Raw genomic sequence first — 24471 nt, forward strand, 5'->3', positions numbered from 1 at the left:
GAAGGTGGGAGGCTGGCACGATGACCCGTGCCGGGCTCGTTAGGGCTGCTTCCTTCCGGACCTGACCCGGTTGGCGAGTGGCTCGTCCACCACCAACCTCCCGAGAGCACATATCGGCAATTACGGAAGCAAATGCAAGCCAAGCCACCAAAAAACTGCTATGTATAGAGAAACGCTGGAAAAGGAGGCATTCTTGGTCAAGTTCGAGCTCGATGAGAGACTGACGCGTGACAGCGAGCGCCTGACGCTGCTCGGCCTGTGCGACGTCCGGCTTATGCGCGACAGTCGCTGGCCGTGGCTCGTTCTCGTGCCGCAACGTCCGGACGTCAGCGAGGTCTTCGACCTCACACCGCTTGACCAGGCAGTCCTGACCTTCGAGCAGAATCTGGTGGCGTCCACGTTGAAGAAGGCGACGGGCGCCGTCAAAATCAACGTCGGTGCTCTTGGCAATATTGTTCGACAGCTTCATGTTCACGTCATCGCGCGCTTCGAAGGGGACGCGAATTGGCCGGGTCCCGTCTGGGGCCACGGCTCGGCCGTTCCCTACGAGGCTCAGCCTTGCGATGAATTCAAACGGAAGTTTCTCGAAGCCCTTCAGTCATGAGCAAAACCATCTTCGATCTCGACACTCCGCATCCCGAAGCCAGCACGCTTACCGCCTTTTCCCGGAATGGACTGGACCGACGCAGCGAACACCGGGAAGAGGACTGCCTGGAGCAGGCGCTCGCGCTTGAAGGTGCCCACATCCTTGCATTCGCCGGGCCGAAGCTCATCCTCAAGCACGACGGGCAGGTTCTTGATCCGCTCTTCGCACCCTACGAGTTGCCGGAGCTGGATCCTGATTTCGACAACGCTGTTCTCCTGGGATTCCAGCCGACAGGCGAACCGCGACTTGCCGTGCCTGTGCGAAGTGCCGCAGAGGAACTTGCCAATCACTACAAGGCGGCCGACGCACGTTCGCTCTTTCGTGACGCGTTGGTCGGGGAGGATCTGCAGGGCGAGGCGGCACAGGCACTCAGCCTGCTTCAGTGGAACATGGACAACCGATTTTGTGGCCGTTGCGGCAGCGCAACGGAAGGCCGCATCGGCGGCTACAAACGGGTCTGCCAGGCCTGCGACCACACGATTTTCCCCCGGACAGATCCGGTCGCGATCATGCTCGCAATCGACGTGACACGCGACCTGTGCCTCCTTGGACGCAATCATCGCTTTCCGGACGGCATGTATTCCTGTTTGGCTGGCTTCGTGGAACCGGGCGAGACGATCGAGAATGCGGTTCGTCGCGAAACCTACGAGGAAGCGGGAATCGAGATCGGCCGGGTGCGCTATCACGCCTCGCAGCCCTGGCCCATGCCGCATCAGATGATGATCGGGTGCTTTGCCGAGGCGCTGTCGAACGAAATCAGCCGTGACACATTTGAGCTTGCCGACTGCCGGTGGTTCACAAGGAGCGAGGTTGACGAAATGATGGCGTCGCGCGCCGCCAACGGCTGGACGACGCCGATCGAAGGAACGATCGCCAATCGTCTGCTGCGGGACTGGCTGGACTGGCCCCGTTGAGGCGGCCCCCGGAGAGTGCGGAAACCGTGCGGTCCAGGGGCGAACGGACCTAGAGTTTGCCCCGCATCGGGTGACCCTTGTAGACGCCGAGAATACGGACTTTCTCGGAGAAGAAACGCAGTTCTTCCAGAGCCTGCCTGACCGGGGTGTCGTCCGGGTGGCCTTCGATATCCGCATAGAACTGGGTTGCGACGAACTTGCCCCCGATCTGGTAGCTTTCCAGCTTCGTCATGTTGATGCCGTTCGTGGCAAAGCCGCCGAGTGCCTTGTAGAGCGCGGCGGGAATGTTGCGGACGTTGAAGATGAAGGTGGTGACGATGAGTTCGTCAGGCGAAGAACGTTTGGCAATGGTCTCGTCGCGCGACAGGACGACGAAACGGGTGACATTGTTTTCGGTATCCTCGACATTCTCTGCAATGATTTCGAGACCATAGAGATCGGCGGCAAGCCGCGGTGCAAGGGCTGCCATGGATCGTTCGCCGGTCTCGGCGACCAGCTTCGCGGCGCCGGCGGTGTCCCCGGCGACGACCGGCTTCCAGCCATTGTTACGGATGATCTTGCGGCACTGCCCAAGCGCATGGATATGGCTGTGCACTGTACGGATCTCGTCCCTCGCGACGCCGGGAAGCACCATCAGCTGAAAGCGGATGGGCATGAAGTACTCACCGACGATGTGCAGACGAGACTCCGGCAACAGGTGATGAATGTCGGCCACGCGTCCGGCGATGGTGTTCTCGATCGGAATCATGGCGAGATCGGCATCGCCATTCTCTACGGCGACGAAGGCGTCCTCGAACGTCGGGCACGGGAGGGGCGACATGTCGGGAAACATGTCGCGGCAGGCCATGTCGGAATTCGCGCCGAAATCGCCTTGGAAGGCGATCTTGTTGGTCCTGTTTGTCATCGGAGGAGTCCGTTACTGGTTGCTTTGGGCGGCAAGGATTTGTCGCGCCTTCTCGAGATCTGCGGGCGTGTCGACGCCGAGGGGGATCGATTTGACGATCTCCACATCGATCCGCATCCCGGCTTCGAGCGCCCTCAGTTGCTCGAGCGATTCGCGTCTCTCGAGAGGTGAGGGCGGCAACGAGACGAATTTCTCGAGCGCCGCGCGGCGGTAGGCGTACAGGCCGATGTGATGATAGAGCGGTCCGGCGCCATGGGGAGCGGTTGCGCGGGTGAAATAGAGCGCCCGCAACCGGGTGGTGGAGATCGGCGAGCCGACGACCTTGACGACGTTCGGGTTTGTCTTTTCTTCCTCGTCGGTGATCTCCACCGTCAGCGTCGCGATGTCCGTCCGCTCATTCTCTAGCGGGCGCAGAGCCGCCCGAATCGTCTCGGGTTCGATCGTAGGGAGGTCGCCCTGTACGTTGATGACCGTTTCGATCCGACGGTCCGGATCGGCCTTGGTCAGTGCCTCATAGATTCGGTCCGAGCCCGAGGGATGATCGGCGCGGGTCATGACGACCTCGAAACCGGCTTTCTCCACTGCCTCGAAGGTGCGAGGATCGTCGACCGCCACGATAATCCGGCCGACATCGGCTTCGCGAGCGCGACGTGCGACCTGTACGATCATCGGTTGCCCGCATATGTCGGCGAGCGGCTTGCCGGGAAGCCGGGTCGACGCCATCCGGGCCGGGATCAATACCAGTGTCTTCTCGAAAACGGGTTTGTTCATCGCCAGCCCTTCTAATCCCGCGGGAAAAGTGTCAAAAAGTCCCAATTCCGGGACCACAATCGTGTTGCAACTGTCAAGCAAAAGACATAGGTTCCGCCCGATTTCAAGATCGTCCGGTTCGTGACCGCCGGCTGCATGGGGAGCGTTTGCAGATGAACTCATATGTGAACATGGGCGTTGGAGCTCTGCTTGGGACCGTCTTCGTTCTGTTGACGGTGTCCATCGCCTCTGAAGGCATCTTCAGCTCGGAGAAGCCGGAGAAGGAGGGCTACGCCATTGTCGCAGAAGGCGCTGCGCAGGCTGAAGCCGGTGCCGAAACTGCCGCAGCCGCGGAGACCCCGATCGCGACCCTGCTGGCAACTGCCGACGCCGCCGCTGGCGAGAAGGTCTTCAAGAAGTGCACGAGCTGTCATGATGCCTCGAAGGGCGGCCCGAACAAGGTCGGGCCGAACCTCTACGGCATAGTCGACCGTCCGGTCGCCTCTCACGAAGGTTTCGGCTATTCGGCCGCGATGAAGGACTTCTCGCAGGGCGGCGCGACGACCTGGTCTTATGACAACCTGAATCACTTCATCAACGCGCCGAAGAAGCTTGTCGCGGGCACGGCAATGGGTTTTGCTGGTCTGAAGAACGAGAAGGAACGTGCGGACCTGATTGCCTACCTGCGTACGCTCTCCGACGCACCGGCTCCTCTTCCGGCGCCGACGAACTGATCAGCTTTTCGAGCGATCTCGCAAATGATGCCCGGCCTTTGCCGGGCATTTTTGTTTGGCCTGCCGGCTTCCGGTTTAGCCCCAAGATTCGTGGCAATCGTTCAACTCAATAACCAGGCCCAGAAGGTAACGGTCGCCACGCCCGCTGCCGTCGTCAGGGTGATTGTCGAGGCCGCGAGGGCGTGCCCGACGCCAAAACGATTGGCGATTAGCCACGCATTGATGCCTGTCGGCACCGAGGACGTCAGTACCATTGCCATCGTCCATTCAGGGCCGAGGCCGAGCAGATGGCACGCTGCCCAGACGCAGGCCGGCATCAATAGTAGCTTAAGCCCCGAGATCGCGCCGGCGATCCGGAAATTTCCCGATACCCCATATTTGTTGAGAGCCATGCCCAAAGAGAGCAGTGCCGTGGGTGCGGCCATCGCAGCGATCTGGTTGACCACGCTGTCCAGGACGGCGGGGATCGGCAGGCCGGAGACATGTGCGATGACGCCGGCTGCAAGTCCCAACACGAGCGGGTTGCGGGCGAGATTGCCGCCGATCTGCGTGAGGATGGCGCGCAGCCCACGTGAACTGCCGCCGCTGATCTTTCGTTCGGCCTGCTCCATGAGAACCGTGCCGATGATCATCATAAGTGGCAGATGGACGGCGAGCAGGATGGAAAGGGCGACGATGCCATCACTACCGACGATGCGGCTGACGAGCGGCAGACCGATGAAGACGTTGTTTGCGAAGGCGGAGGAGACGCCCGCCAGTACGCCGACACGCGCGTCGCGCTCGAAAACGCGTGTCGCGATCAGGTGACCCACGGTCCAGGTTACGCCGACGCCGGCGAAATAGGCGATCCAGAGCCGGAAGGGAGAGGCGCCGTGAAAGTCGGCTTCCGCGATCGTCCGGAAGAGAAGGACCGGGACCGCGACCTTGAAGACGAACTCGCCGAGCGAGTCTCCGAGTTCGTCTTTGAGCAGCCCTGTTCTGACCAGGGCCCACCCGATCAGAATAAGGATGAAGATCGGCAGGACATTCAAGGTGATTTCCGGCATTTCGGGGAGATGCTCACGAAGGCGGGACGAGAGAGGTACCACTCTAACGTTACAGTTCCGCCACGACCAGCCGTAAGCCCCGAGGGGGGTACGTTTCCCGACGCTAATCTACGAGCCTTGTGACATTGCCGCACCAACTGCCGGATTGCGACGCCGCCAGTACATCCGTGGCCGGCGGCAATCCGGTGTCCGGAGATGATCGCTCCGTTCGTTGGCGTGCTGGGTGACGGGAAATCGCATCACGGCGCGTAACGAGTTCTAGCGGCCTCATGTAACGGCCGTGTGACGCCGTGAAATCGCCGCAGGCTGGCGTTTGGCCTTCCCAACGGCGGAAAAAACGCTATGACCTCCCACGGACATGTCTCAGAGGGGATCCGTATTTCATGGTCAAGTTCGATGTGCTCACGGTGGGCAACGCCATTGTCGACATCATTTCCAGATGTGACGACAGTTTCCTGACGGAAAACGGGATCACCAAGGGAGCCATGAACCTGATCGATGCGGAGCGGGCGGAGAGGCTCTACTCGCTGATGGGACCGGCTGTAGAGGCCTCCGGGGGCAGTGCCGGCAATACAGCCGCGGGGATCGCCAACCTCGGCGGCCAGGCCGCCTATTTCGGCAAGGTGGCTGACGACCAGCTCGGCAAGATCTTCATTCACGACATCCGCGCTCAGGGCGTTCACTATGAGACGCGCCCGAAGGGCAACAATCCCCCGACCGCGCGCAGTATGATCTTCGTGACGAGTGACGGAGAGCGTTCGATGAATACGCATCTCGGTGCCTGCGTCGAGTTCGGGCCCGAGGATGTCGAGGCGGACGTCGTCGCGTCGTCGAAGGTCACTTATTTCGAAGGATATCTGTGGGATCCTCCGCGTGCGAAGCAGGCTATCCTTGATTGCGCGCGCATCGCGCATGAGAACGGCCGCGAGATGTCGATGACGCTCTCGGACAGCTTCTGCGTTGATCGATACCGCGCGGAATTTCTTGATCTCATGCGCTCGGGAACAGTCGACATCGTCTTTTCGAACACGCAGGAGGTCCTCGCGCTGTACGAGACGGACGATTTCGACCTCGCACTGGACCGGCTGGCTCGTGACAGCAAGCTCGCAGCCGTGACGATGAGCGAGAAGGGTGCCGTGATCGTGAAGGATGCAGAACGTATCCGGGTCGATGCGTTGCATATCGAGGAACTCGTCGACACCACCGGTGCAGGCGATCTCTTCGCTGCCGGCTTCCTCTATGGCTATACGCAGGGACGCTCGCTTTATGACTGCGGACGGCTCGGTTGCTTTGCCGCGGGTGTCGTCATCCAGCAGATCGGCCCGCGCCCGCTGATCTCGCTCGAGCAGGCCGGCCGGGAACTCGGGCTTATTTGAAGGCTTCACCCGGATAGGCGCCCCAGATCTCCCCCTGCGAAACCCAGCCCTCGACGCCGTTTGCCTCGGCATGGCACCAGTTGCCGTTGCACTCGTCCAGCGTCAGCACGACGCCTGGCTCCAGTTTGGCGACGACGGCTGCAGTCGGCAGCGAGTCCCGCCGCAGATTTACGTAGACGTTGTCGCCGCGCATCCATGGTGCGGCAATTGCCGTTCGTTCACCCGAAAGCAACGACTGGTTCACCCAGCCCTCGGTACCGTCGGCATCGCGGATGCGCCGCCAGTTGTCGTATTCCTGGATAATTTCGACGGGTAGCCCGGACTTGAGATATAGCCACGAGACCGCGTAGTCGGTGCTCGGTCCGATGCGCAAGTTGACGCGCTTGGCCTTGAGGCTGACGAAACGTGGGAGGGGGAGTCCGCTCAAGCCTTTCGATACTTGGGCTCCGGCGGCGGCAGGTGCCCCGAAGGTTGCCGCGAGGACCAGACTTGTCGCTAGACCGATTCGAAGCACAAGTTCACGCATGATCGTTCCATAATCCAAAGAGGTCAGGACTTCTCCGGCGGGCTTGCGCCGCTGCGGCGGCTCTGCGACGAAAACCCAAGTCCGCCGTTGCGAGTTTTGTTTGTCTTCGCTGGCGGGTTTGGTAGAAATTGCCCTGAATGGTGGGATTATCATCGCACTTGGTTAATGACCTCTGAACAAGGTATCGAACGTTCCCATGACGAACAAGAAAAGACCGAAGGTTTACATAACCCGGAAACTGCCGGACGCCGTGGAAACCCGGATGCGTGAACTCTTCGATGCCGAGCTCAATATAGACGACAGGCCCCGCACGCAGCCCGAGCTGGTGGCCGCGATGCAGACGGCCGATGTCCTCGTGCCGACCGTCACCGATCGGATCGACGCTGCCCTGATCGAGCAGGCCGGCCCCCAGATGAAGCTGATCGCCAGCTTCTCGAACGGCTTCGACCATATCGACGTCGATGCCGCTGCCCGCAGGGGCATCACAGTCACCAATACACCGAACGTACTCACCGAAGACACCGCCGACATGACCATGGCCCTCATTCTGGCCGTGCCGCGCAGGCTCGTCGAAGGCGCGCGCATCCTGATCGAAAATCCCGGCGAGTGGGCGGGATGGTCGCCGACCTGGATGCTCGGACGCCGGATATGGGGCAAGCGGATCGGCATTATTGGCATGGGACGTATCGGGACCGCTGTCGCCCGGCGTGCCAAGGCCTTCGGCCTGTCGATCCATTATCACAATCGCAAGCGCGTAAACCCGGCGACCGAAGAGGCTCTTGAGGCGACCTATTGGGACAGTCTCGATCAGATGCTCGCCCGGGTAGACATAGTTTCGGTCAACTGCCCCTCGACACCTGCGACCTTCCATCTCCTGTCTGCGCGCCGGCTCGCGTTGATGCAGCCGACCAGCTACATCGTCAACACCGCCCGCGGGGACATCATCGACGAGTCGGCGCTGATCCAGTGCCTGCGCGAGGGCAAGATCGCTGGTGCCGGCCTCGACGTTTTCGAGAACGAACCGGCGATCAATCCGAAGCTGGTGAAGCTCGCAGCCGAGGGCAAGGTCGTGCTTCTCCCGCATACGGGCTCCGCGACGATCGAGGGGCGCATCGACATGGGCGACAAGGTCATCATCAACATTCGCACCTTCTTCGACGGACACCGCCCCCCGAACCGGGTGCTGCCAGGTCGCGCATAGAGGTTACGAGAGCACCTTGCGCATCTCGAAAGAGGTCGTTCGGTCGAAGCCTGGATGCCGGCTCTCGGCCGTCTTGACGAAACCGAAGCCTGCAAAATAGCTGTGGTTGCGGGTGAGCTCTACCCGCACTTCCAGCCGCAAGGCGCAAAGGCCTTCCGCCCGCGCTATTTGCTCTGCAAGCTTCAGAAGCCGAGCTCCGACGCCTTTTCCCTGCGCATCCGGCAGGACGGCCAGCTTCCCGATATACAACGTTTGCGGCGGCTCCGGCCGCAGGAAGATGCAGCCGACGATGTGATCGTCCTTGAGAGCCACATAGGCGATTTCGCTGCCGCTCTTGTCTTGTAGCAACTGAGGCGTCAGCCGTGTCGCGGAGGAGGGGGGATCGATGACGCCTTCCATGTACGCGAACGCCGTGAGGATGACCTTCAGCAGTTCTTCATACCGTTCGAAGCGGTCATCAACGCGCGCGATTTCGATTGCCATTGCCGCCCCTCTGCGAACAGGATCAGCCACCTGATGGCGCGCGGCGCTTGTAGCGAACCGTGTCGAAGCGTCCGGCAAGGGCGTCATACAACAGGAGCCTGCCGATGAGTGGATCGCCGATGCCGGTGATGAGCTTGATCGCTTCCATCGACATGAGCGTGCCGATGACGCCGGTGAGGGCGCCGATGATTCCGGCCTCCGCGCACGAAGGTATGAGGCCGGGTGGTGGAGCGGAAGGGAAAAGATCGCGATAGGTCGGATTGGCAAGGCCGTCGGGGCCGACTTCGTAAGGTTTCAGCACTGTCAGAGATCCGTCGAAGCGCCCGACAGCGCCGGTGATCAGCGGCACGCGCGCGCGCTCGGCCGCATCAGCAGCCGCATAGCGTGTGTCGAAATTGTCCGAGCCGTCGATCAGGAGGTCAAAGCGTCCAAGGTGATACTCCGCCATTTCAGCCGAAAATCGCTCCTCATAGGAAAGGACCGTCACGTGTGGATTGAGCCGGGCAATCGCATCGGCGGCGCTCCGGGTCTTCATCTCGCCGATTGTGCCGCTGTCGTGGATCACCTGCCGTTGCAGATTGGAGAGCGAGACGCGGTCGTCGTCGACAATACCGATCGTGCCGACACCGGCTGCCGCCAGATACTGGAGAACGGGTGAGCCGAGTCCACCGGCACCGATCACCATCACGCGTGCCCTTTTGAGCTTCTGCTGCCCAGCTCCGCCCACTTCGGAGAGCAGGATGTGGCGCTTGTAACGGGATATCTCTTCGGGGGTCAGTGCTTCCATGAGTGGATGATGGCATGCTTTACGTGACGGAGAAAGTGTCCGCATCAGCCGCTGAGGTGGCCGTCGCTGACGGTGACAAACCGGGCTCGGTCACCGAGCGCGGAAAACATCGACTTGTCTGTTCCCGTCATGAACGCCTGACCGCCGAGCGCATCGATACGGTCGAACAGCGCGGCGCGTCGGCCCTCGTCGAGATGGGCGGCGATCTCATCGAGGAGGAGGATCGGCGCGTGTCCGGTCATATTGGCGACGAGCCGTGCATGGGCAAGCACCAGGCCGACCAGCAGCGCCTTCTGTTCGCCTGTGGAGCAACGTTCGGCCTCCATGTCCTTTTCCCGGTGGCGCACGAGAAGATCGCTGCGGTGAGGACCTTCGAGCGTTCGTCCGGCGGCCGCATCGCGGTAGCGACCCTCCTTCAGCATTGCCACGTAGCGGTCTTCGAGATCGATCGCCGGAGCGACAAGCTCGCCGTCCAGGAAGCCGGAGAGTGCGAGGCTGGCGGAAGGAAAGGCCGAGGAGAGGTACTGGGCGTCAACGAGGGCCGTGAGCAAGCCCAGCATCTCCTGGCGCGCGAGCGCCATTGCCACCCCGAGGGACGCCATTTGCCGCTCGACACCACTGAGCCAGGCAGGATCGAAGCGACCCTCGGCGAGGAGCCGGTTGCGCCCGCGCATCGCCCGCTCGAAGTCGCCCGCGCGTCTGCCGTGGGCAGGATCGAGTGACAGGACCAGGCGGTCGAGGAAGCGCCGGCGATCGGCCGACGGCCCCGTGAAGAGGCCGTCCATCGCGGGTGTCAGCCAGAGCACGCGGAGATGATCGGTGAGTTCATCGACGGATTTCGCGGATGTGCCATTGATGCGCAGGCGCCGCACCGGGCCTTCGTCCCCCCCTTCCGTTCCGGTACCGATCTCGACATCGCCCTCCATTCCCTCGATGTCGGCGAAGACGGCAAAGCCACTGGCGGCACCGACGCGCGCGACATCCGCCAAAGCGGCGCGGCGGAGCCCCCTGCCGGGAGAGAGAAAGGAGACCGCCTCCATGAGATTGGTCTTGCCGGCCCCGTTTTCGCCGGTGAGGACGACATGGCGGCTGTCGAGCGGCAGCGACACCCTCGCATAGTTGCGGAAGTCGGTAAGCTTCAGCTCGCGGAGAAAAACTCGATGCGTCATCGTTGCCGGTTTCAGTGTTCCCCACGACCTAGGCGGAATGTCCGGCGAAGGCAAGGACGAGCGTCGATTTTCCGCCCTGCACGAGCACGTGAGACGGCGCGACGATCTGCCGGTGGCGATCCAGATCCACCCTAATATATTATCGAAACGAGATGAATGAGCAGCACGAAGACCTGAAGGCGTAGCCTATGATGCACGATCGCGACGAACTGACACCCGAAGAGGCGCGCCGGGATCACTGGGAAATGCTGCGCTTCCTCGCGTTCAATGCCGCCTTCGGCGCCCTTCTGGGCGTTGGCGTTACCGTCCTTCTGATATGGCTTGACGTCGGCGGGCTAGGCACACGGATCGTTCATGCGCAGAATCCGATCCTGCCGGCAGTCCTCATCGGCGCCCCTTTGGCGTTGACCTTCGCCGCGGCCGTGACCGCCTCGGCGATCATGCTGATGCCTTACAGGAAGAAGAAACAACGTTAGCACGGACGGGAGCAATTGACTCATCGAGCCGGTTTTCTGCATGAACGCGTGAGACCAACCCGAGGCGGAGAGTGCCATGTCAGAAGAAGAGAACCGCATCATGCGTCTCGAGGAGATGCTCGCCCATCAAGGACGGGTGATCGAGGAGCTTTCCGAACAGCTTGCCAGCCAGTGGAAGGTCGTCGAGCAGACCCGTGCCAAGCTCGACAGGCTGACGGAACGCTTTCTGGCGCTGGAGGAGCAATCGCTCGACGCGCCGGCGATCACCAAGCCACCGCATTACTGACCGGGCAGAGGTTATCCCCGACCACGAATACCGTCCAGAATGGTCTTCACCACCTTTCCGGCCTCTTCCTCGTCAATCTCGAGGCGGTTGGTCAGCAACCTTATCCAGGCAAAGCCCGAGAGCATTTCGGCCACCAGTTCCGGGTTCACCTCTGCTCCGATATTCTCTCGCGCCTGGGCCGCCCGGATTTGCGCTCCCAGGTGCTTGCGGCGCTCCGCGAGGTAGGCGGCCAGCGCCTCGCACGCGGCCTGGTCGGTCTGCGCTTCGGCGATCACGGAACGGAAAATAGCGCCACAGCCGCCTCGACGCCAGAAGGCCAGCAGTTCGGTCAGGAACCAGGTGAGGTCACGCTGCAGGTCACCAGTATCGGTGTGCAGATTGGGATTCTTCTGACGATGATAGGCGTCGAGGAGAAGCGCCGCCTTATTCGGCCACCACCGATAGATCGTCGGCTTGCCCGCCTTTGCGCGCTTGGCGACCGCCTCGATGGAGAAGGAGCCGGGTCCGCGTTCTGCAAGAATCTCCGTCGCCGCCTGCAGGATCGCCTCCTGGCTCGCCGGATTGCGTTGGGCCCCGATCGAGGTGCGGCGTTTGGTGAGATCTTGGTTGTCGTTCATTGCTGTCGCCATTTCGATGGCCGAGGATAGCACAAAAAAGCACTTGAACGAAACGGTCCGTTTCTATATAGAACGAAACGTTCCGTTCATATGGAGTCTCCCATGACGCATATCGATTCCGCCCGGACCGGCAGAATGCCGGCTCCTTCGAAGCTCCGCCTCGCAATGATCATGTTGGTCGCCGTCTATCCGTTCGTGACGGCCTTGCTCTACATCGTATTGCCGCTGACGGAGAGCTGGCCTCTCTGGCAACGCACTTTGGTGATCGCTCCGGTGATGGTCTTCTCGATCATCTACGGCATCGCGCCCGCGATTCATCGGCACCTCGGCTGGCTTGTCGCCCGGTCGCCGCGTTCATAGGTGCCCGGCCTACGTCGCAAATGCAAAAGCCGGGAGACGCATCCCCCGGCCTTTCCAATGTCTGCATATCTTTCGTGCTCAGTCACTGAGCGTATCGAAGAAGTCCTTCATCCGGGCGAAGAAGCCGCTGGACTGCGGATTGTTTTCCTTCGACGAGATCTGTTCGAATTCCTGCAACAGCTCGCGCTGACGCTTGGTGAGCTTTTGCGGCGTCTCGATCTGGATCTGGATGTAGAGGTCACCCGTCTGCGACGATCTCAGCACCGGCATTCCTTTCGCCTTCAGGCGGAACTGCTTGCCGGCTTGCGTACCTTCTGGAACAGTCACGCGCGATTTCGTTCCGTCGAGTGTCACCACGTCGAACGTGCCGCCGAGTGCAGCGGTGGTCATTGAGATCGGGACCGAGCAGTAGAGATCGGCACCGTCGCGCTGGAAAAATTCGTGCGGCTTGACTGAGAGGAAAATGTAGAGGTCTCCGGCGGGGCCGCCCCGCAATCCGGCCTCACCTTCTCCCTGCAAACGAATACGCGTTCCGTCCTCGATGCCGGCGGGGATGTTGACCGAAAGCGAGCGCTCCTCGGTAACCCGGCCCTGTCCATGGCACTTGGTGCAAGGGTCGGAGATCGTCTGACCGCGACCGTGACAGGTCGGGCAGGTCCGCTCAATGGAGAAGAAGCCCTGGGCGGCCCGGATCCGGCCGCTGCCCTGGCAGGTGGCGCAGGTCGTCGGCTTTGTTCCCGGCTTGGCCCCGGTTCCCGTGCAGACGTCGCAAGTGATCGAGGTCGGCACACGGATTTGCGCCGTCTTGCCGGTGAAGGCCTCCTCAAGGGTGATTTCCATGTTGTAGCGCAGATCGGCGCCGCGTTCGCGGCCTCCGCTGGAGCGGGCGCGGCCACCACGACCACCGCCCATCATCTCGCCAAAGATGTCTTCGAAAATATCGGAGAATCCGCCGCCGGCAAAGCCGCCACCTTGGAAACCGCCGGCGCCCATGCCGCCCTGTTCGAACGCCGCATGACCGAAGCGATCATAGGCCGCGCGTTTTTGCGGGTCCTTCAGCGTCTCGTAGGCTTCGTTGATTTCCTTGAACTTCCGCTCGGCATCCTGGTCGTTCGGATTCTTGTCCGGATGATACTTCATCGCCAGCTTGCGAAAAGCGCTCTTCAGTTCCTTCTCGTCTGCGGTGCGGCTGACCCCGAGGGTTTCGTAGTAATCTGCTTTTGCCATGGTCTTACAAAGCTCTCAAAGCCTTCTCCACACTCGTGTGGCTGCCGGTATTCCTTCGTATCAGCTTCTCGCAGGTCCGCATATCCTGACGGAAATCTGTCGCCGCAGACGCGGCGTCCTGGAAAAGGATACGTCGGCCTTCCCCCTGATTGGCGAGGCCCTCGGCGGCCGAGACGGCCGCAAACGCCAGCGAGTGCGCAGCCATGTCGCAGGCGGTCGTCTCCTGCCCTTGTTCACGGCGTTGCAGGGCCGCTTCGATAAGCTGGCCCAGTTCACCGGCGGTTTTTGCCAGCGCATTGCTGTCACGCCGGCCGAGCGCACGCACCACGACCGCTTCCGCGGAACTCACCTTGCGAAAGACGTCTTCCGGGCGGTTGGCGGTTTCAGCGCTTACGGCTGCGGCCGTCGCGCAGAGGATCAACGTAAATGCGGCTGGCCCGAAGGCCAGCCTCTGGAGTGTCCGACGCTTCTTCGGCCCGCGCATCAGGCGGACTTCTTCGCGTCTTCGTCCTTGACTTCCTCGTAGTCGGCATCGACGACATCATCGTCGCCCTTGGCCGATGCTCCACCCTCGCCGGCTTCCGCCTGCTGGGCTTCGTAGATCGCCTGACCGAGCTTCATGGAAACCTCCATGAGCGACTGGGTCTTGGCTTGGATGTCGTCGGCGTTCGGCTCGGACGCCTCGACGGAGGTCTTGAGGGCGGCGACGGCATCCTCGATGGCCTTGCGATCGCTCTCCGAAACCTTGTCGCCATATTCCTTCAGCGACTTCTCCGTCGAATGGATCAGGCTTTCGGCATGGTTCTTCGCTTCGACACCTGCACGACGCTTCTTGTCTTCCTCGGCATGAGCCTCGGCGTCCTTGACCATCTTCTCGATGTCGGCGTCGGAGAGGCCACCGGAGGCCTGGATACGGATCTGCTGTTCCTTGCCGGTACCCTTGTCCTTCGCAGACACCTGGACGATGCCGTTGGCGTCGATGTCGAACGTGACCTCGATCTGCGGCACGCCGCGCGGAGCCGGCGGCAGGCCGACGAGGTCGAACTGGCCGAGCAGCTTGTTGTCGGCCGCCATTTCGCGTTCGCCCTGCGACACCCGGATGGTCACGGCCTGCTGGTTGTCATCAGCCGTCGAGAAGACCTGGCTCTTCTTGGTCGGGATCGTCGTGTTGCGATCGATCAGACGGGTGAAGACGCCGCCGAGCGTTTCGATGCCGAGCGACAGCGGGGTCACGTCGAGAAGCAGGACGTCCTTGACGTCACCCTGCAGGACGCCGGCCTGGATGGCGGCACCCATGGCGACCACCTCATCCGGGTTCACACCCTTGTGCGGCTCCTTGCCGAACAACTGCTTAACGGTTTCCTGAACCTTCGGCATGCGGCTCATGCCGCCGACCAGAACCACTTCGTCGATTTCGCTGGCGGAAACGCCGGCATCCTTCAGCGCCGCCTTGCACGGTGCGACGGTGCGCTGGACGAGATCGTCGACGAGGCTCTCGAACTTGGCGCGGGTGAGCTTCATCGTCAGGTGCTTCGGACCGGAAGCGTCAGCCGTGATGAACGGCAGGTTGATTTCGGTCTGCTGCGCCGAGGAAAGCTCGATCTTCGCCTTTTCTGCAGCTTCCTTCAGACGCTGCAGGGCAAGCTTGTCATTCTTCAGGTCGATGCCGTTGTCCTTCTTGAACTCGTTGGCGAGATACTCGACCAGACGCATGTCGAAGTCTTCACCGCCGAGGAAGGTGTCACCATTGGTCGACTTCACTTCGAAGACGCCATCGCCGATTTCCAGGATCGAAATATCGAAGGTACCGCCGCCAAGGTCGTAGACGGCAATCGTCTTGCCTTCCTTCTTGTCGAGGCCATAGGCCAATGCGGCCGCCGTCGGCTCGTTGATGATGCGCAGGACTTCGAGACCCGCGATGCGGCCGGCGTCCTTGGTTGCCTGACGCTGGGCGTCGTTGAAGTAGGCGGGAACGGTAATGACGGCCTTCTCGACCTTTTCGCCGAGATAGGATTCGGCCGTTTCCTTCATCTTCTGAAGGACCATGGCGGAGATCTGAGACGGGGAATAACCCTTGCCGTTTGCCTCGACCCATGCGTCGCCGTTATCGCCCTTGACGATATGGAACGGGACGAGGCCCTTGTCCTTCTCGACGGTCGGGTCCTCGTAGCGGCGACCGATCAGGCGCTTCACCGCAAAAAGCGTGTTGGTCGGATTGGTCACGGCCTGGCGCTTCGCCGGCTGACCTACCAAGCGCTCGCCATCATCGGTAAATGCCACCATGGACGGCGTGGTGCGCGCGCCTTCGGAATTCTCGATAACTTTGGCGTCTTTGCCGTCCATCACGGCGACGCAGGAATTGGTCGTTCCAAGGTCGATACCGATTACTTTTGCCATGTCATTCTCTCCTTGAAGCAAGCTGTCGGAACCCCGAACAGGCATTCCCCTGACAGCCCCTCGACGTGGATGGTCCTAAAATCGCAGTCTCGTCTGCGGTTATGTCGCGTATATAAGAAGCGGTTTTTCGGACTGCAAGGCTCCAAATCCGCTGTAATCCAGTAAAAAGAAGAGATTGGGCGTCACCGGGGGAGGCGGTTTTCGCCGGCGTCGGACGTGGCGGGTGTCAGCCGTCGGGGACGTTGATGCAGCTTGCCGCTCACTGTCCCATGATGATGTCGAGAAGCGTCGTTCGCCGGGCGGCCTGCGGCGGTGTTGCCTCCCCGCTGCCTACTTCGCCGGGCGGAATCGGCATCTGCGGTATCCCCGCGGCATCGCCGTCCGACGCGGCAGGCGCGACTGGGGCTGCGGGAACCGCAGGATAGCGTTCCTCGGCGGGTGAGAAGACCTCCGAAATGATCGAGCCGATGGAAAGCTGTTCCGGCTGCTGCATGTCTTGCGGGTCGTAGGGTGCCCCACCGAGGGGCATCGGCGCAAGACCAGAATGGGCGGCCGTCATGAACTCGTGCCATGCTTTCGCCGGCAGACCGCCACCGGTCACCTTCTTCATCGACGTGCCGTCGTCGTTTCCAAACCAGACGCCCGTTGTCAGGTTGCTCGTATAGCCGACAAAAAGCGCATCTCGGAAGGATTGCGTGGTTCCGGTCTTGCCGGCAGCCGGCCAGCCTTTCAGGCGCGCGTTCCTGCCTGTGCCTTCCTCGATGACATGCGTCAGCATCATGTTCATTGCAGCGACGATCTGCTCGCTCAGAACCTGCGGAGGATTGGCATAGTCATTTTCATAGAGGACCTTTCCGTCGGGCGTCGTGACGCGGCGAACCACGTGCGGGGTTGCCTTGTAGCCACCGTTCATGAAGGGGGCATAGGCTGAAGTAAGTTCGAGCAGCGACACCTCCGAGGTCCCGAGCGCGATCGATGCGTTCGCCTGCAACTCGGATTCGATGCCGAGGCGGTGGGCGACCTTGACCACATGTTCGGGGCCTACCTCCATCACGAGTTCGGCCGCGATGGTGTTCAGGGAGTTGGCGAGCGCGGAAGTCAACGTGACGGGACCGCGATACTTCTGGTCATAGTTCTCCGGTGTCCACTTGCCGATTCTGACCGGGGCGTCGTTGCGGACCGATTCCGGCCGTAGTCCGATTTCAAGGGCGGAGACATAAACGAACGGCTTGAAAGCGGAGCCCGGCTGCCGCTTCGCCTTGACGGCGCGGTTGAACTGGCTCTCGGCGTAGTCCCTGCCACCAACGAGCGCGCGGATTGCTCCGGTGCCGTCGATCGAAACCAGCGCCGCCTGGGAGGCCCTCGACTTTTCGCCGTCGCGTGCGAGCGCATCGACGAGCGCTGCTTCCGCCTTCTTCTCGAGCGACATGTCAATCGTCGTCTCGACGACGAGATCGTCCTCTACCGTTCCGATCAGCGCACGCACGTCGTCCATCACCATGTCGGCCACGTATTGGCCGGCACCCGACCAGTAACGCTTCGCGCGAGTGGGTGACTGCGACATGGCCGTCTTGATCTCGTCATCGGTGATGAAGCCGGCCTCGCGCATCGCGCCGAGAACGACCTGGGCGCGAGCCTCTGCGGCCTCGGGGTCGCGTGCGGGCGACAGCCTGGACGGAGCCTTTAGCAATCCTGCCAGCAGCGCCGCCTCGCCAAGGTTCACGTCGCGCGCCGACTTGTTGAAGTAGCGCCGCGATGCCGCTTCGACGCCGTAGGCATTGGAGCCGAAGTAGACGCGGTTCAGGTACATCGCAAGGATCTGGTCCTTGGTGTACGTGTGCTCGAGCCAGAAGGCGAGCAGCACTTCCTGCACCTTTCGTTCGATCGTCCGTTCCGGTGACAGGAAGAGGTTCTTGGCAAGCTGCTGCGTCAGCGTGGAGCCGCCCTGGGTGCCGCGACCGGGCAGCGCGTTGTTTATGATCGCCCGGGCGAGCCCGAATGGGTCCACGCCGAAATGAGAATAGAAGCGGCGGTCCTCAATCGCGATCACCGCCTGTGGAATGTAGGGAGACATGTCCTCGAGCGCGAGCGCCTCGCCGCCCGTCATCCCGCGGTTTGCGATCACCTCACCTTCGACGGAGACGATCTTGATGTTGGGCGGACGTTCGGGAATCGACCAGGTGCTGGCGCTCGGCATCCGCGCGCCATAGTAGGCGACGATTCCGGCCAGGCCGATTCCACCCCAGAGCCCGAGCACGATCGACCAGTAGACCATCCTGCGCAGAAGGCCGCCCAGGCCGCCTTCGCTTCGGCGTTTCGGACGGGAGCGGGAGGGCTTGCCAGATTTCGGTTTGCCGCCGCCTTTCGCGGCGGAGGATCCGCGTGCGATGCGATCACCGGCCGACAGGCGAAAGTCTTCGCTGCCGCGCCTTTCCTCAAAGGTCGGCTCAACACGCTCGTTCGCTCTGCCTCGTCCTGCCATTCGCTGCCGGTGGTGCTCCTGATCTTGGCGCCGCCATCGTCTGTCCGGGCGTCGTGGTGGCCGTGCTGAGGTGAGATCGACACCTTATGCGATCGCGGCCGCCTTCAACCTTAAATGCGGCGATTTAAGGGGAGGTTAAAGAAGGGCCTGACGAATATCTATGTCTTTCAAGGCACTAGTCGTTCTCACAGCGTGTGCCGCTCACTGGCAGAGATCGGCCCACTCGGCTCCCGTCAGCGCAATCAGCCGCTGTGGGGTGATCCGCACGGCTGCGTTGGTCGCACCCGCTGCGGGGACGACTTCATCGAAGGCCTGAAGGGAAACGTCGCAAAAAATCTTGATCGGCGCCGGCAGCCCGAAGGGGCAGACGCCGCCGACGGGATGAGAGGTAGTCGCCAGGACCTCCTCGGCATCGAGCATCCGCGGTTTGACGCCGAACCGGTCCTTGAACTTGCGATTGTCCAAACGCTTCGTACCAGCTGCAACGACGAGCACGGGTTCGGCGCCAATTCGCAGACAGATCGTCTTGGCGATCTGGTCAGGGACGACCCCGTGCGCCTCGGCGGCGAGCGCAACGGTCGCCGAGCTTGCTTCCGTCTCGATGACGGCAATCTCGGGGGCGTGGCGGCCGAAGAAATCTTTGACGGATTGAAGGCTCATTGCAGTTTCCAGAACAACCGACGTGACATCAACAGAGCACAGGCGTTGCCGACCATTCAAGATTGCTCGCGTTAACCCCAGGTTAACCTTGAGGCGACAGCATCGGCGTCATGAGGTTGGTCGGCGCAAGATGAATGCACCACGAGCCGAGACAGCGCCCATTTCCGGTCCTGACCACGGATGTACTGGCAGGACCGGAAAATGGAGGAAAAGGTCGGGTCATTCCCGGCCTTTTGCTTTTTGGCTACTTGGCGCCCTTCGCGAGCGCGTCCAGAATACGGATCCACGACCGGATGCCCTTGTGGAAGGACTTGAGGTCGTACTTCTCGTTGGGCGAGTGGATGCGATCGTCGGTAAGTCCGTAGCCGACCAGCAGCGAGTCCATCCCGAGCATCTTCTGGAAATCACCGACGATCGGGATCGAGCCGCCCATGCCGATGACGACGGCCGGCTTCGGCCACTCTTCCGAAAGCGCATTCTTTGCCTTCGTCAGCACCGGCGAATCGTAGGACAGCTGGATGGCCGGCGATCCACCGTGCTCGTGGAAATCGACAGAGCAATCCGCCGGAATCCTGGAAAGGACATAGGCGCGGAAGCTCTCGCGGATCTTTACCGGATCCTGTTCCCCAACCAGCCGGAAGGAGACCTTGGCCGATGCTTTCGCCGCGATCACCGTCTTGAAGCCTTCACCGGTATAGCCACCGGTGATTCCGTTGACCTCGGCGGTCGGACGCGCCCAGGTCAACTCGAGCACGGAACGGCCCTTCTCGCCTGCCGGGACCGAAAGTCCGACCTGGCCGAGGAAGTTTTCGGCCGTGCGTCCGAGGGTTTCCCACGAGGCCTTGATGTTGGCGGGCGTTTCTTCGACGCCGTCGTAGAAACCGGGCAACGTCACCCGGCCCGTTTCGTCATGCAGGCCCGCAAGCACGTCAACGAGAATGTGAATCGGGTTTGCCGCGGCACCTCCGAAGAGGCCGGAATGAAGGTCGCGGTCGGCGGCGGAAATGACGATCTCCTCTCCGACGAGCCCGCGAAGCGCCGCGGCGATCGCAGGCGTTTCACCGTCCCACATGCTGGTGTCGCAGACGAGCGCGAAGTCGGCCTTCAGTTCCTCGGCGTTCGCGGCGAGGAACGGCTTCAGCGAAGGAGATCCCGATTCCTCTTCGCCCTCGAAGAGAATGGTGATGCGGACCGGGAGCGTCCCGTTGATCTCCTTGTAGGCTCGGCATGCCTCCACAAAGGTCAGCAACTGCCCCTTGTCGTCCGAGGTGCCGCGACCGCTGATCACCTTGCGGCCGGCTTCGATCTCCTTGATCGCCGGTTCGAAAGGATCGTTTTCCCAAAGGTCGAGCGGGTCGACGGGCTGGACGTCGTAATGTCCGTAGAACAGGGCGTGCGGTGCATCCGGTGACCCTGCCGCGTGATGCGCCACCACCATCGGATGACCGGGCGTGTCCCGGACCGAGGCGTCGAAGCCGAGGGCCGTCAGTTCGCGCACCAGCCATTCCGCCGCTTTGCGGCAATCCGCCTTGTAGGCAGGGTCGGTCGAGATCGATTTGATTCTGACGAGATCGAAAAGCCTGTCGAGGCTCTGGGGAAGCGCCTTGTCGGCGCAGTCGAGTACGGCGGAAATGTCGCTCATCATCCTGTCCTGTCGTTTGAATCGGGCGGACGATAGCCGAAACCATGTCGGGTGACGAGGCTGGCAGACGACAAATTGATGTGTGGAAAGATGATCGTCGGCAAAAGCAAAGCCGCCGAGGCCTGGAGGAGGGGCCACGGCGGCTTCGCCAAAAAGCTGGGACAAAGGCCCGGAGAGGGGGATAAGGCCTTTGCCCAAGTCTGAAGCGGCGGGGGACGGGCCTCTTTCAGACTACGGCGTGATCAGTCGCCGATGACCAAGAGATGAGATGCAGAATGCGGCTTTTCAAGGGAATGCTGGATTACAAATTTGTAAGATTCTCAGGAAGGTCGTTCAGGCCTCCGGCGTTCCAGGAGAAAGAGGCCGATCTGGATCGCCGCCATCACTATCGTCGCGACGAGGAAACCGCGAAAGGTGGTGTGCAGCGGCACGTCCGGCCTGAAATTAACCAGTGTAATCAGGACCCCGAACAGGACGGCGCTCAGGAGTTTGAACTCTATCCATGTCGCCAGGCTGCGTGTGGCGTCATGCTGTTCGGGAAAACGGGCGCGAAGCCCTTCCAGCGACAGCAAGTACACGCCGCTACCGAGAAACTTCACGAACACGAGCGATGCGGAGTCTTCCTGCATCCACGACACGCCTGCGATCAGCAACATGAACAGGCCATAGAAGATGTAAGTTCTGATGATCGGGTTCATCGTGTTCCCCTCGGAATGCGGCGCCATATCGCCGAGCCAGTTTAAATCAGGATCAACAAACCGCAATGGACCTTTGCGCCGTCGCAGGCTATCCATGCATCTATGAAAAAGGGCGATCATCTTTTCCTCGTTGACGGTTCGGGCTTCATCTTCAGGGCGTTCCACGCCCTGCCGCCGCTCACCCGAAAATCGGACGGCCTGCCGGTGGGCGCAGTCGCCGGCTTCTGCAACATGCTCTGGAAGCTGTTGACGGATGCGCGCGATACTTCCGTCGGCGTGACGCCCACCCATTTCGCCGTTGTCTTCGACTATTCCTCCAAGACGTTTCGCAAGGAGCTCTACGACGCGTACAAGGCGAACCGCTCGGCGCCGCCGGAGGAATTGGTGCCGCAGTTCGGATTGATTCGCGAGGCGACCCGTGCCTTCAACCTTCCCTGCATCGAGAAGGAAGGTTTCGAGGCTGACGACATCATCGCGACCTATTCGCGTCAGGCGGAGGCCGTCGGTGCCGACGTCACGATCATCTCTTCCGACAAGGATCTGATGCAGCTCGTGACGCCCAACGTCCACATGTACGACAGCATGAAGGACAAGCAGATCGGTATTCCGGACGTCATCGAGAAATGGGGCGTGCCGCCTGAGAAGATGATCGATCTGCAGGCGCTGACCGGCGACTCGACGGACAATGTTCCAGGCATCCCGGGAATCGGGCCGAAGACTGCTGCCCAACTGCTCGAAGAGTATGGCGACCTCGATACGCTGCTTGCACGTGCGGATGAGATCAAGCAGGTGAAGCGGCGCGAGAACATCGTCGCAAATGCAGATCTGGCGCGGCTTTCGCGCACGCTCGTCACCCTTCGTACCGACGTGTCTCTTGATGTACCGCTGGACCAACTGGTGCTCGAAAACCAGAACGGCCCTCTGCTCATAGGCTTTCTCAAGACGATGGAGTTCAATACCCTGACCCGTCGCGTGGCGGAGGCTTGCGGCTGCGATGCAAGCGCGATCGAGCCGGCGCCGGTGAAGATCGAGTGGGGTCCGGCTGCTCACGGACCGGATCTCGAAGTCGGCGAACTGCAGGCTCAGGGCGAAGCCACGGCAGTTGAGTTCCCCGTTGCGGGCCCCGTCGTCGCGTCGGCTGCTGGTCCGAGCGGCCCGGCACCCGCTGATCTCGCCAAGGCCCGTGCCGACGCGTTCCACGGCAAGACGATCGATATCGGCGCCTACCACGCGATTCGTGATCTGCCGACACTGGAGACGTGGATTGCCGCTGCGCGCGAAAGTGGTCTCGTCGCCTTCGACACGGAGACGACGTCGCTCGATCCGATGCTTGCGGAACTCGTCGGTTTCTCGCTTGCGGTCGCGGACAACACGCATTCGGCCGGCACGACCGAAATTCGCGCCGCCTATGTGCCGCTTGCCCATAAGACCGGTGTCGGTGACCTGTTGGGTGGAGGCTTGGCGGAAGGACAGATTTCGATGTCCGAGGCGCTCGCCGCTCTCAAATCGCTGTTGCAGGACCCGGCGGTCCTGAAAGTCGGCCAGAACATCAAATACGACTACCTGCTGATGAAGCGGCACGGGATCGTCATCGAGAGCTTCGACGATACGATGCTGCTCTCTTACGTCCTGGAGGCGGGCCGCACTAACCACGGAATGGATGCGCTATCGGAACGGTGGCTCGGGCACACGCCGATTGCCTACAAGGATGTTGCCGGCTCCGGAAAGTCGTCGGTAACCTTTGACCTGATCGACATCGACAAGGCGACTGCCTATGCGGCCGAGGATGCGGACGTCACCTTGCGGCTATGGATGGTGCTGAAGCCGCGGCTCGCCGCTGATGGCCTCACCAAGGTCTACGAACGGCTCGAGCGGCCGCTCGTTCCGGTCCTTGCCCGGATGGAAGAGCGCGGCATTACCGTCGATCGCCAGATACTCTCTCGGCTCTCCGGCGAACTTGCCCAGAAGGCGGCGGCATTCGAATCCGAGATTTACGAACTTGCCGGCGAACGCTTCAACGTCGGATCGCCCAAGCAGCTCGGCGACATCCTGTTCGGCAAGATGGGATTGCCGGGCGGATCGAAGACCAAAACCGGGCAGTGGTCGACCTCCGCGCAGGTCCTGGAAGACCTGGCCGCAGCCGGCGTCGAGCTGCCGCGCAAGATCGTCGACTGGCGCCAGCTGACCAAGCTCAAGTCCACCTACACAGATGCGTTGCCCGGCTACGTGCATCCGCAGACGAAGCGTGTGCATACGTGCTACTCGCTCGCCTCCACCACGACGGGCCGGCTTTCGTCGTCCGAGCCCAATCTGCAGAACATTCCCGTCCGGACCGCGGAAGGCCGCAAGATCCGCACCGCCTTCATTTCGACGCCAGGTCATCGGCTCCTTTCGGCTGACTACAGCCAGATCGAGCTTCGGGTACTTGCCCATGTCGCCGACATTCCGCAATTGCGGCAGGCGTTCGCCGACGGTATCGACATCCACGCGATGACCGCTTCGGAAATGTTCGGCGTTCCCGTCGAAGGCATGCCGGCCGAGGTGCGTCGGCGCGCCAAGGCGATCAACTTCGGCATCATCTACGGCATCTCCGCCTTCGGCCTCGCCAACCAGCTCGGCATCGAGCGCTCGGAGGCGGGCGAGTACATCAAGAAGTATTTTGAACGCTTCCCCGGCATCAAAGACTATATGGAGTCGACAAAGGCCTATGCCCGCGAGAACGGCTATGTCGAGACCATCTTCGGTCGACGTGCACATTACCCGGAGATCAAGTCCTCTAATTCCCAGGTCCGCTCGTTCAACGAGCGTGCCGCGATCAACGCACCGATCCAGGGTTCGGCTGCCGATATCATCCGCCGTGCCATGATCAAGATCGAGCCGGCGCTCGCCGCCGCAAGGCTTTCAGAGCGCGTGCGCATGCTGCTGCAGGTGCATGACGAACTTATCTTCGAGGTCGAGGAAGGGGCCGTCGCCGACGCGCTGCCGGTGATCGTTTCCGTAATGGAGCAGGCGGCCATGCCGGCGATCTCCATGAGGGTGCCGCTGAAGGTCGATGCCCGCGCCGCGACCAACTGGGACGAGGCGCACTGA

At 61.6% G+C, this 24471-nt stretch carries 24 protein-coding genes and 1 other RNA gene; 9 read left to right on the forward strand and 16 right to left on the reverse strand.

All coding sequences use genetic code 11. The features are described 5' to 3' along the window. Positions 1-4: 4 nt before the first annotated feature. Positions 5-101: signal recognition particle sRNA small type (ffs, locus tag EUU22_RS16490), an RNA gene on the reverse strand. Positions 102-193: 92 nt separating this feature from the next. Between ffs and EUU22_RS16495 the strand changes: the two genes are divergently transcribed. After that, the gene (locus EUU22_RS16495) at positions 194-604 is read left to right on the forward strand and encodes an HIT domain-containing protein (protein WP_129333085.1); all 411 of its coding nucleotides are present in this window, start codon (positions 194-196) and stop codon (positions 602-604) included. Beyond that, complete coding sequence (nudC, locus tag EUU22_RS16500) at positions 601-1560, forward strand: NAD(+) diphosphatase (protein WP_129333087.1); 960 nt, start codon at positions 601-603, stop codon at positions 1558-1560. The genes EUU22_RS16495 and nudC overlap by 4 nt, the downstream gene beginning before the upstream one ends. A 49-nt stretch (positions 1561-1609) precedes the next feature. Here the strand turns inward: nudC and EUU22_RS16505 are convergent, their stop codons facing one another. Then, positions 1610-2464, reverse strand: a complete 855-nt coding sequence (locus EUU22_RS16505; RefSeq protein WP_129333088.1) for a prephenate dehydratase — start codon at positions 2462-2464, stop codon at positions 1610-1612. Between the two features lie 12 nt (positions 2465-2476). After that, positions 2477-3235: a 3-deoxy-manno-octulosonate cytidylyltransferase gene (locus EUU22_RS16510; RefSeq protein WP_129333090.1), complete on the reverse strand. Its 759-nt coding sequence runs from the start codon at positions 3233-3235 to the stop codon at positions 2477-2479. A 152-nt stretch (positions 3236-3387) separates the two neighbouring features. Here EUU22_RS16510 and EUU22_RS16515 point away from each other — a divergent pair, with 152 nt between their 5' ends. Further along, entirely contained in the window at positions 3388-3948 is a 561-nt protein-coding gene (locus EUU22_RS16515) for a c-type cytochrome (RefSeq protein ID WP_129333092.1), read from the forward strand. A gap of 101 nt (positions 3949-4049) precedes the next feature. Here the strand turns inward: EUU22_RS16515 and EUU22_RS16520 are convergent, their stop codons facing one another. Continuing rightward, positions 4050-4994 (reverse strand): AEC family transporter, encoded by a 945-nt coding sequence (locus EUU22_RS16520; RefSeq protein ID WP_129333094.1) that lies wholly within the window; start codon positions 4992-4994, stop codon positions 4050-4052. A gap of 383 nt (positions 4995-5377) precedes the next feature. Here EUU22_RS16520 and EUU22_RS16525 point away from each other — a divergent pair, with 383 nt between their 5' ends. Then, a complete protein-coding gene (locus tag EUU22_RS16525) occupies positions 5378-6370 on the forward strand; it encodes an adenosine kinase (protein ID WP_129333096.1) in 993 nt (330 codons plus the stop codon). On the opposite strand, the gene EUU22_RS16530 is transcribed toward EUU22_RS16525, so the two are convergent. After that, the gene (locus tag EUU22_RS16530) at positions 6363-6896 is read right to left on the reverse strand and encodes an SH3 domain-containing protein (protein WP_129333098.1); all 534 of its coding nucleotides are present in this window, start codon (positions 6894-6896) and stop codon (positions 6363-6365) included. The genes EUU22_RS16525 and EUU22_RS16530 overlap by 8 nt on opposite strands. A 196-nt stretch (positions 6897-7092) precedes the next feature. On the opposite strand from EUU22_RS16530, the gene EUU22_RS16535 reads away from it, so the two are divergent. Next, positions 7093-8097, forward strand: a complete 1005-nt coding sequence (locus tag EUU22_RS16535) for a 2-hydroxyacid dehydrogenase (protein WP_129333100.1) — start codon at positions 7093-7095, stop codon at positions 8095-8097. Positions 8098-8100: 3 nt separating this feature from the next. On the opposite strand, the gene EUU22_RS16540 is transcribed toward EUU22_RS16535, so the two are convergent. The 3 genes from EUU22_RS16540 to recF are packed head-to-tail and all read right to left on the reverse strand — an operon-like array spanning position 8101 to position 10536. After that, complete coding sequence (locus tag EUU22_RS16540; RefSeq protein ID WP_129333102.1) at positions 8101-8580, reverse strand: GNAT family N-acetyltransferase; 480 nt, start codon at positions 8578-8580, stop codon at positions 8101-8103. 22 nt (positions 8581-8602) lie between these two features. Next, positions 8603-9412, reverse strand: coding sequence for a molybdopterin-synthase adenylyltransferase MoeB (moeB, locus tag EUU22_RS16545; RefSeq protein ID WP_129333104.1), 810 nt, complete (start codon positions 9410-9412; stop codon positions 8603-8605). Further along, positions 9412-10536 carry a DNA replication/repair protein RecF gene (gene recF / locus EUU22_RS16550; RefSeq protein ID WP_129333106.1) on the reverse strand — a complete coding sequence of 375 codons (1125 nt, stop codon included), beginning with the start codon at positions 10534-10536 and terminating at the stop codon, positions 9412-9414. The genes moeB and recF overlap by 1 nt, the downstream gene beginning before the upstream one ends. 188 nt (positions 10537-10724) lie before the next feature. Between recF and EUU22_RS16555 the strand changes: the two genes are divergently transcribed. Together EUU22_RS16555 and EUU22_RS16560 are read left to right on the forward strand one after the other, a co-directional pair. After that, the gene (locus tag EUU22_RS16555) at positions 10725-11012 is read left to right on the forward strand and encodes a hypothetical protein (RefSeq protein ID WP_205687912.1); all 288 of its coding nucleotides are present in this window, start codon (positions 10725-10727) and stop codon (positions 11010-11012) included. Between the two features lie 76 nt (positions 11013-11088). After that, entirely contained in the window at positions 11089-11298 is a 210-nt protein-coding gene (locus tag EUU22_RS16560; RefSeq protein ID WP_129333108.1) for a SlyX family protein, read from the forward strand. 11 nt (positions 11299-11309) lie between these two features. On the opposite strand, the gene EUU22_RS16565 is transcribed toward EUU22_RS16560, so the two are convergent. Then, positions 11310-11915, reverse strand: a complete 606-nt coding sequence (locus tag EUU22_RS16565; protein ID WP_129333110.1) for a TetR/AcrR family transcriptional regulator — start codon at positions 11913-11915, stop codon at positions 11310-11312. 102 nt (positions 11916-12017) lie between these two features. On the opposite strand from EUU22_RS16565, the gene EUU22_RS16570 reads away from it, so the two are divergent. Then, entirely contained in the window at positions 12018-12275 is a 258-nt protein-coding gene (locus tag EUU22_RS16570; RefSeq protein ID WP_245485095.1) for a putative antibiotic biosynthesis monooxygenase, read from the forward strand. 78 nt (positions 12276-12353) lie between these two features. Here EUU22_RS16570 and dnaJ read toward each other — a convergent pair whose 3' ends face one another. The 7 genes from dnaJ to EUU22_RS16605 all read right to left on the reverse strand — a co-directional run bounded on the left by dnaJ (position 12354) and on the right by EUU22_RS16605 (position 21501). After that, entirely contained in the window at positions 12354-13502 is a 1149-nt protein-coding gene (gene dnaJ / locus EUU22_RS16575) for a molecular chaperone DnaJ (protein WP_129333112.1), read from the reverse strand. A 4-nt stretch (positions 13503-13506) separates the two neighbouring features. Continuing rightward, positions 13507-13986, reverse strand: coding sequence for a hypothetical protein (locus EUU22_RS16580; RefSeq protein WP_129333113.1), 480 nt, complete (start codon positions 13984-13986; stop codon positions 13507-13509). Next, positions 13986-15899: a molecular chaperone DnaK gene (dnaK, locus tag EUU22_RS16585; RefSeq protein WP_129333114.1), complete on the reverse strand. Its 1914-nt coding sequence runs from the start codon at positions 15897-15899 to the stop codon at positions 13986-13988. Before dnaK ends, EUU22_RS16580 begins: the two co-directional genes overlap by 1 nt. Positions 15900-16158: 259 nt before the next feature. Next, positions 16159-18381, reverse strand: a complete 2223-nt coding sequence (locus tag EUU22_RS16590) for a transglycosylase domain-containing protein (protein ID WP_129333115.1) — start codon at positions 18379-18381, stop codon at positions 16159-16161. Positions 18382-18582: 201 nt separating this feature from the next. After that, positions 18583-19041, reverse strand: a complete 459-nt coding sequence (locus EUU22_RS16595; protein WP_129333116.1) for a YbaK/EbsC family protein — start codon at positions 19039-19041, stop codon at positions 18583-18585. 244 nt (positions 19042-19285) lie between these two features. Then, entirely contained in the window at positions 19286-20683 is a 1398-nt protein-coding gene (locus EUU22_RS16600; RefSeq protein ID WP_129333117.1) for a M20/M25/M40 family metallo-hydrolase, read from the reverse strand. 320 nt (positions 20684-21003) lie between these two features. After that, positions 21004-21501 carry a hypothetical protein gene (locus EUU22_RS16605; protein WP_129333118.1) on the reverse strand — a complete coding sequence of 166 codons (498 nt, stop codon included), beginning with the start codon at positions 21499-21501 and terminating at the stop codon, positions 21004-21006. On the opposite strand from EUU22_RS16605, the gene polA reads away from it, so the two are divergent. After that, a complete protein-coding gene (gene polA, locus EUU22_RS16610) occupies positions 21484-24471 on the forward strand; it encodes a DNA polymerase I (protein ID WP_129333119.1) in 2988 nt (995 codons plus the stop codon). The two genes, EUU22_RS16605 and polA, sit on opposite strands and share 18 nt — an antisense overlap.

It is taken from the genome of Ciceribacter ferrooxidans (assembly GCF_004137355.1).
GTDB lineage: Bacteria > Pseudomonadota > Alphaproteobacteria > Rhizobiales > Rhizobiaceae > Allorhizobium > Allorhizobium ferrooxidans.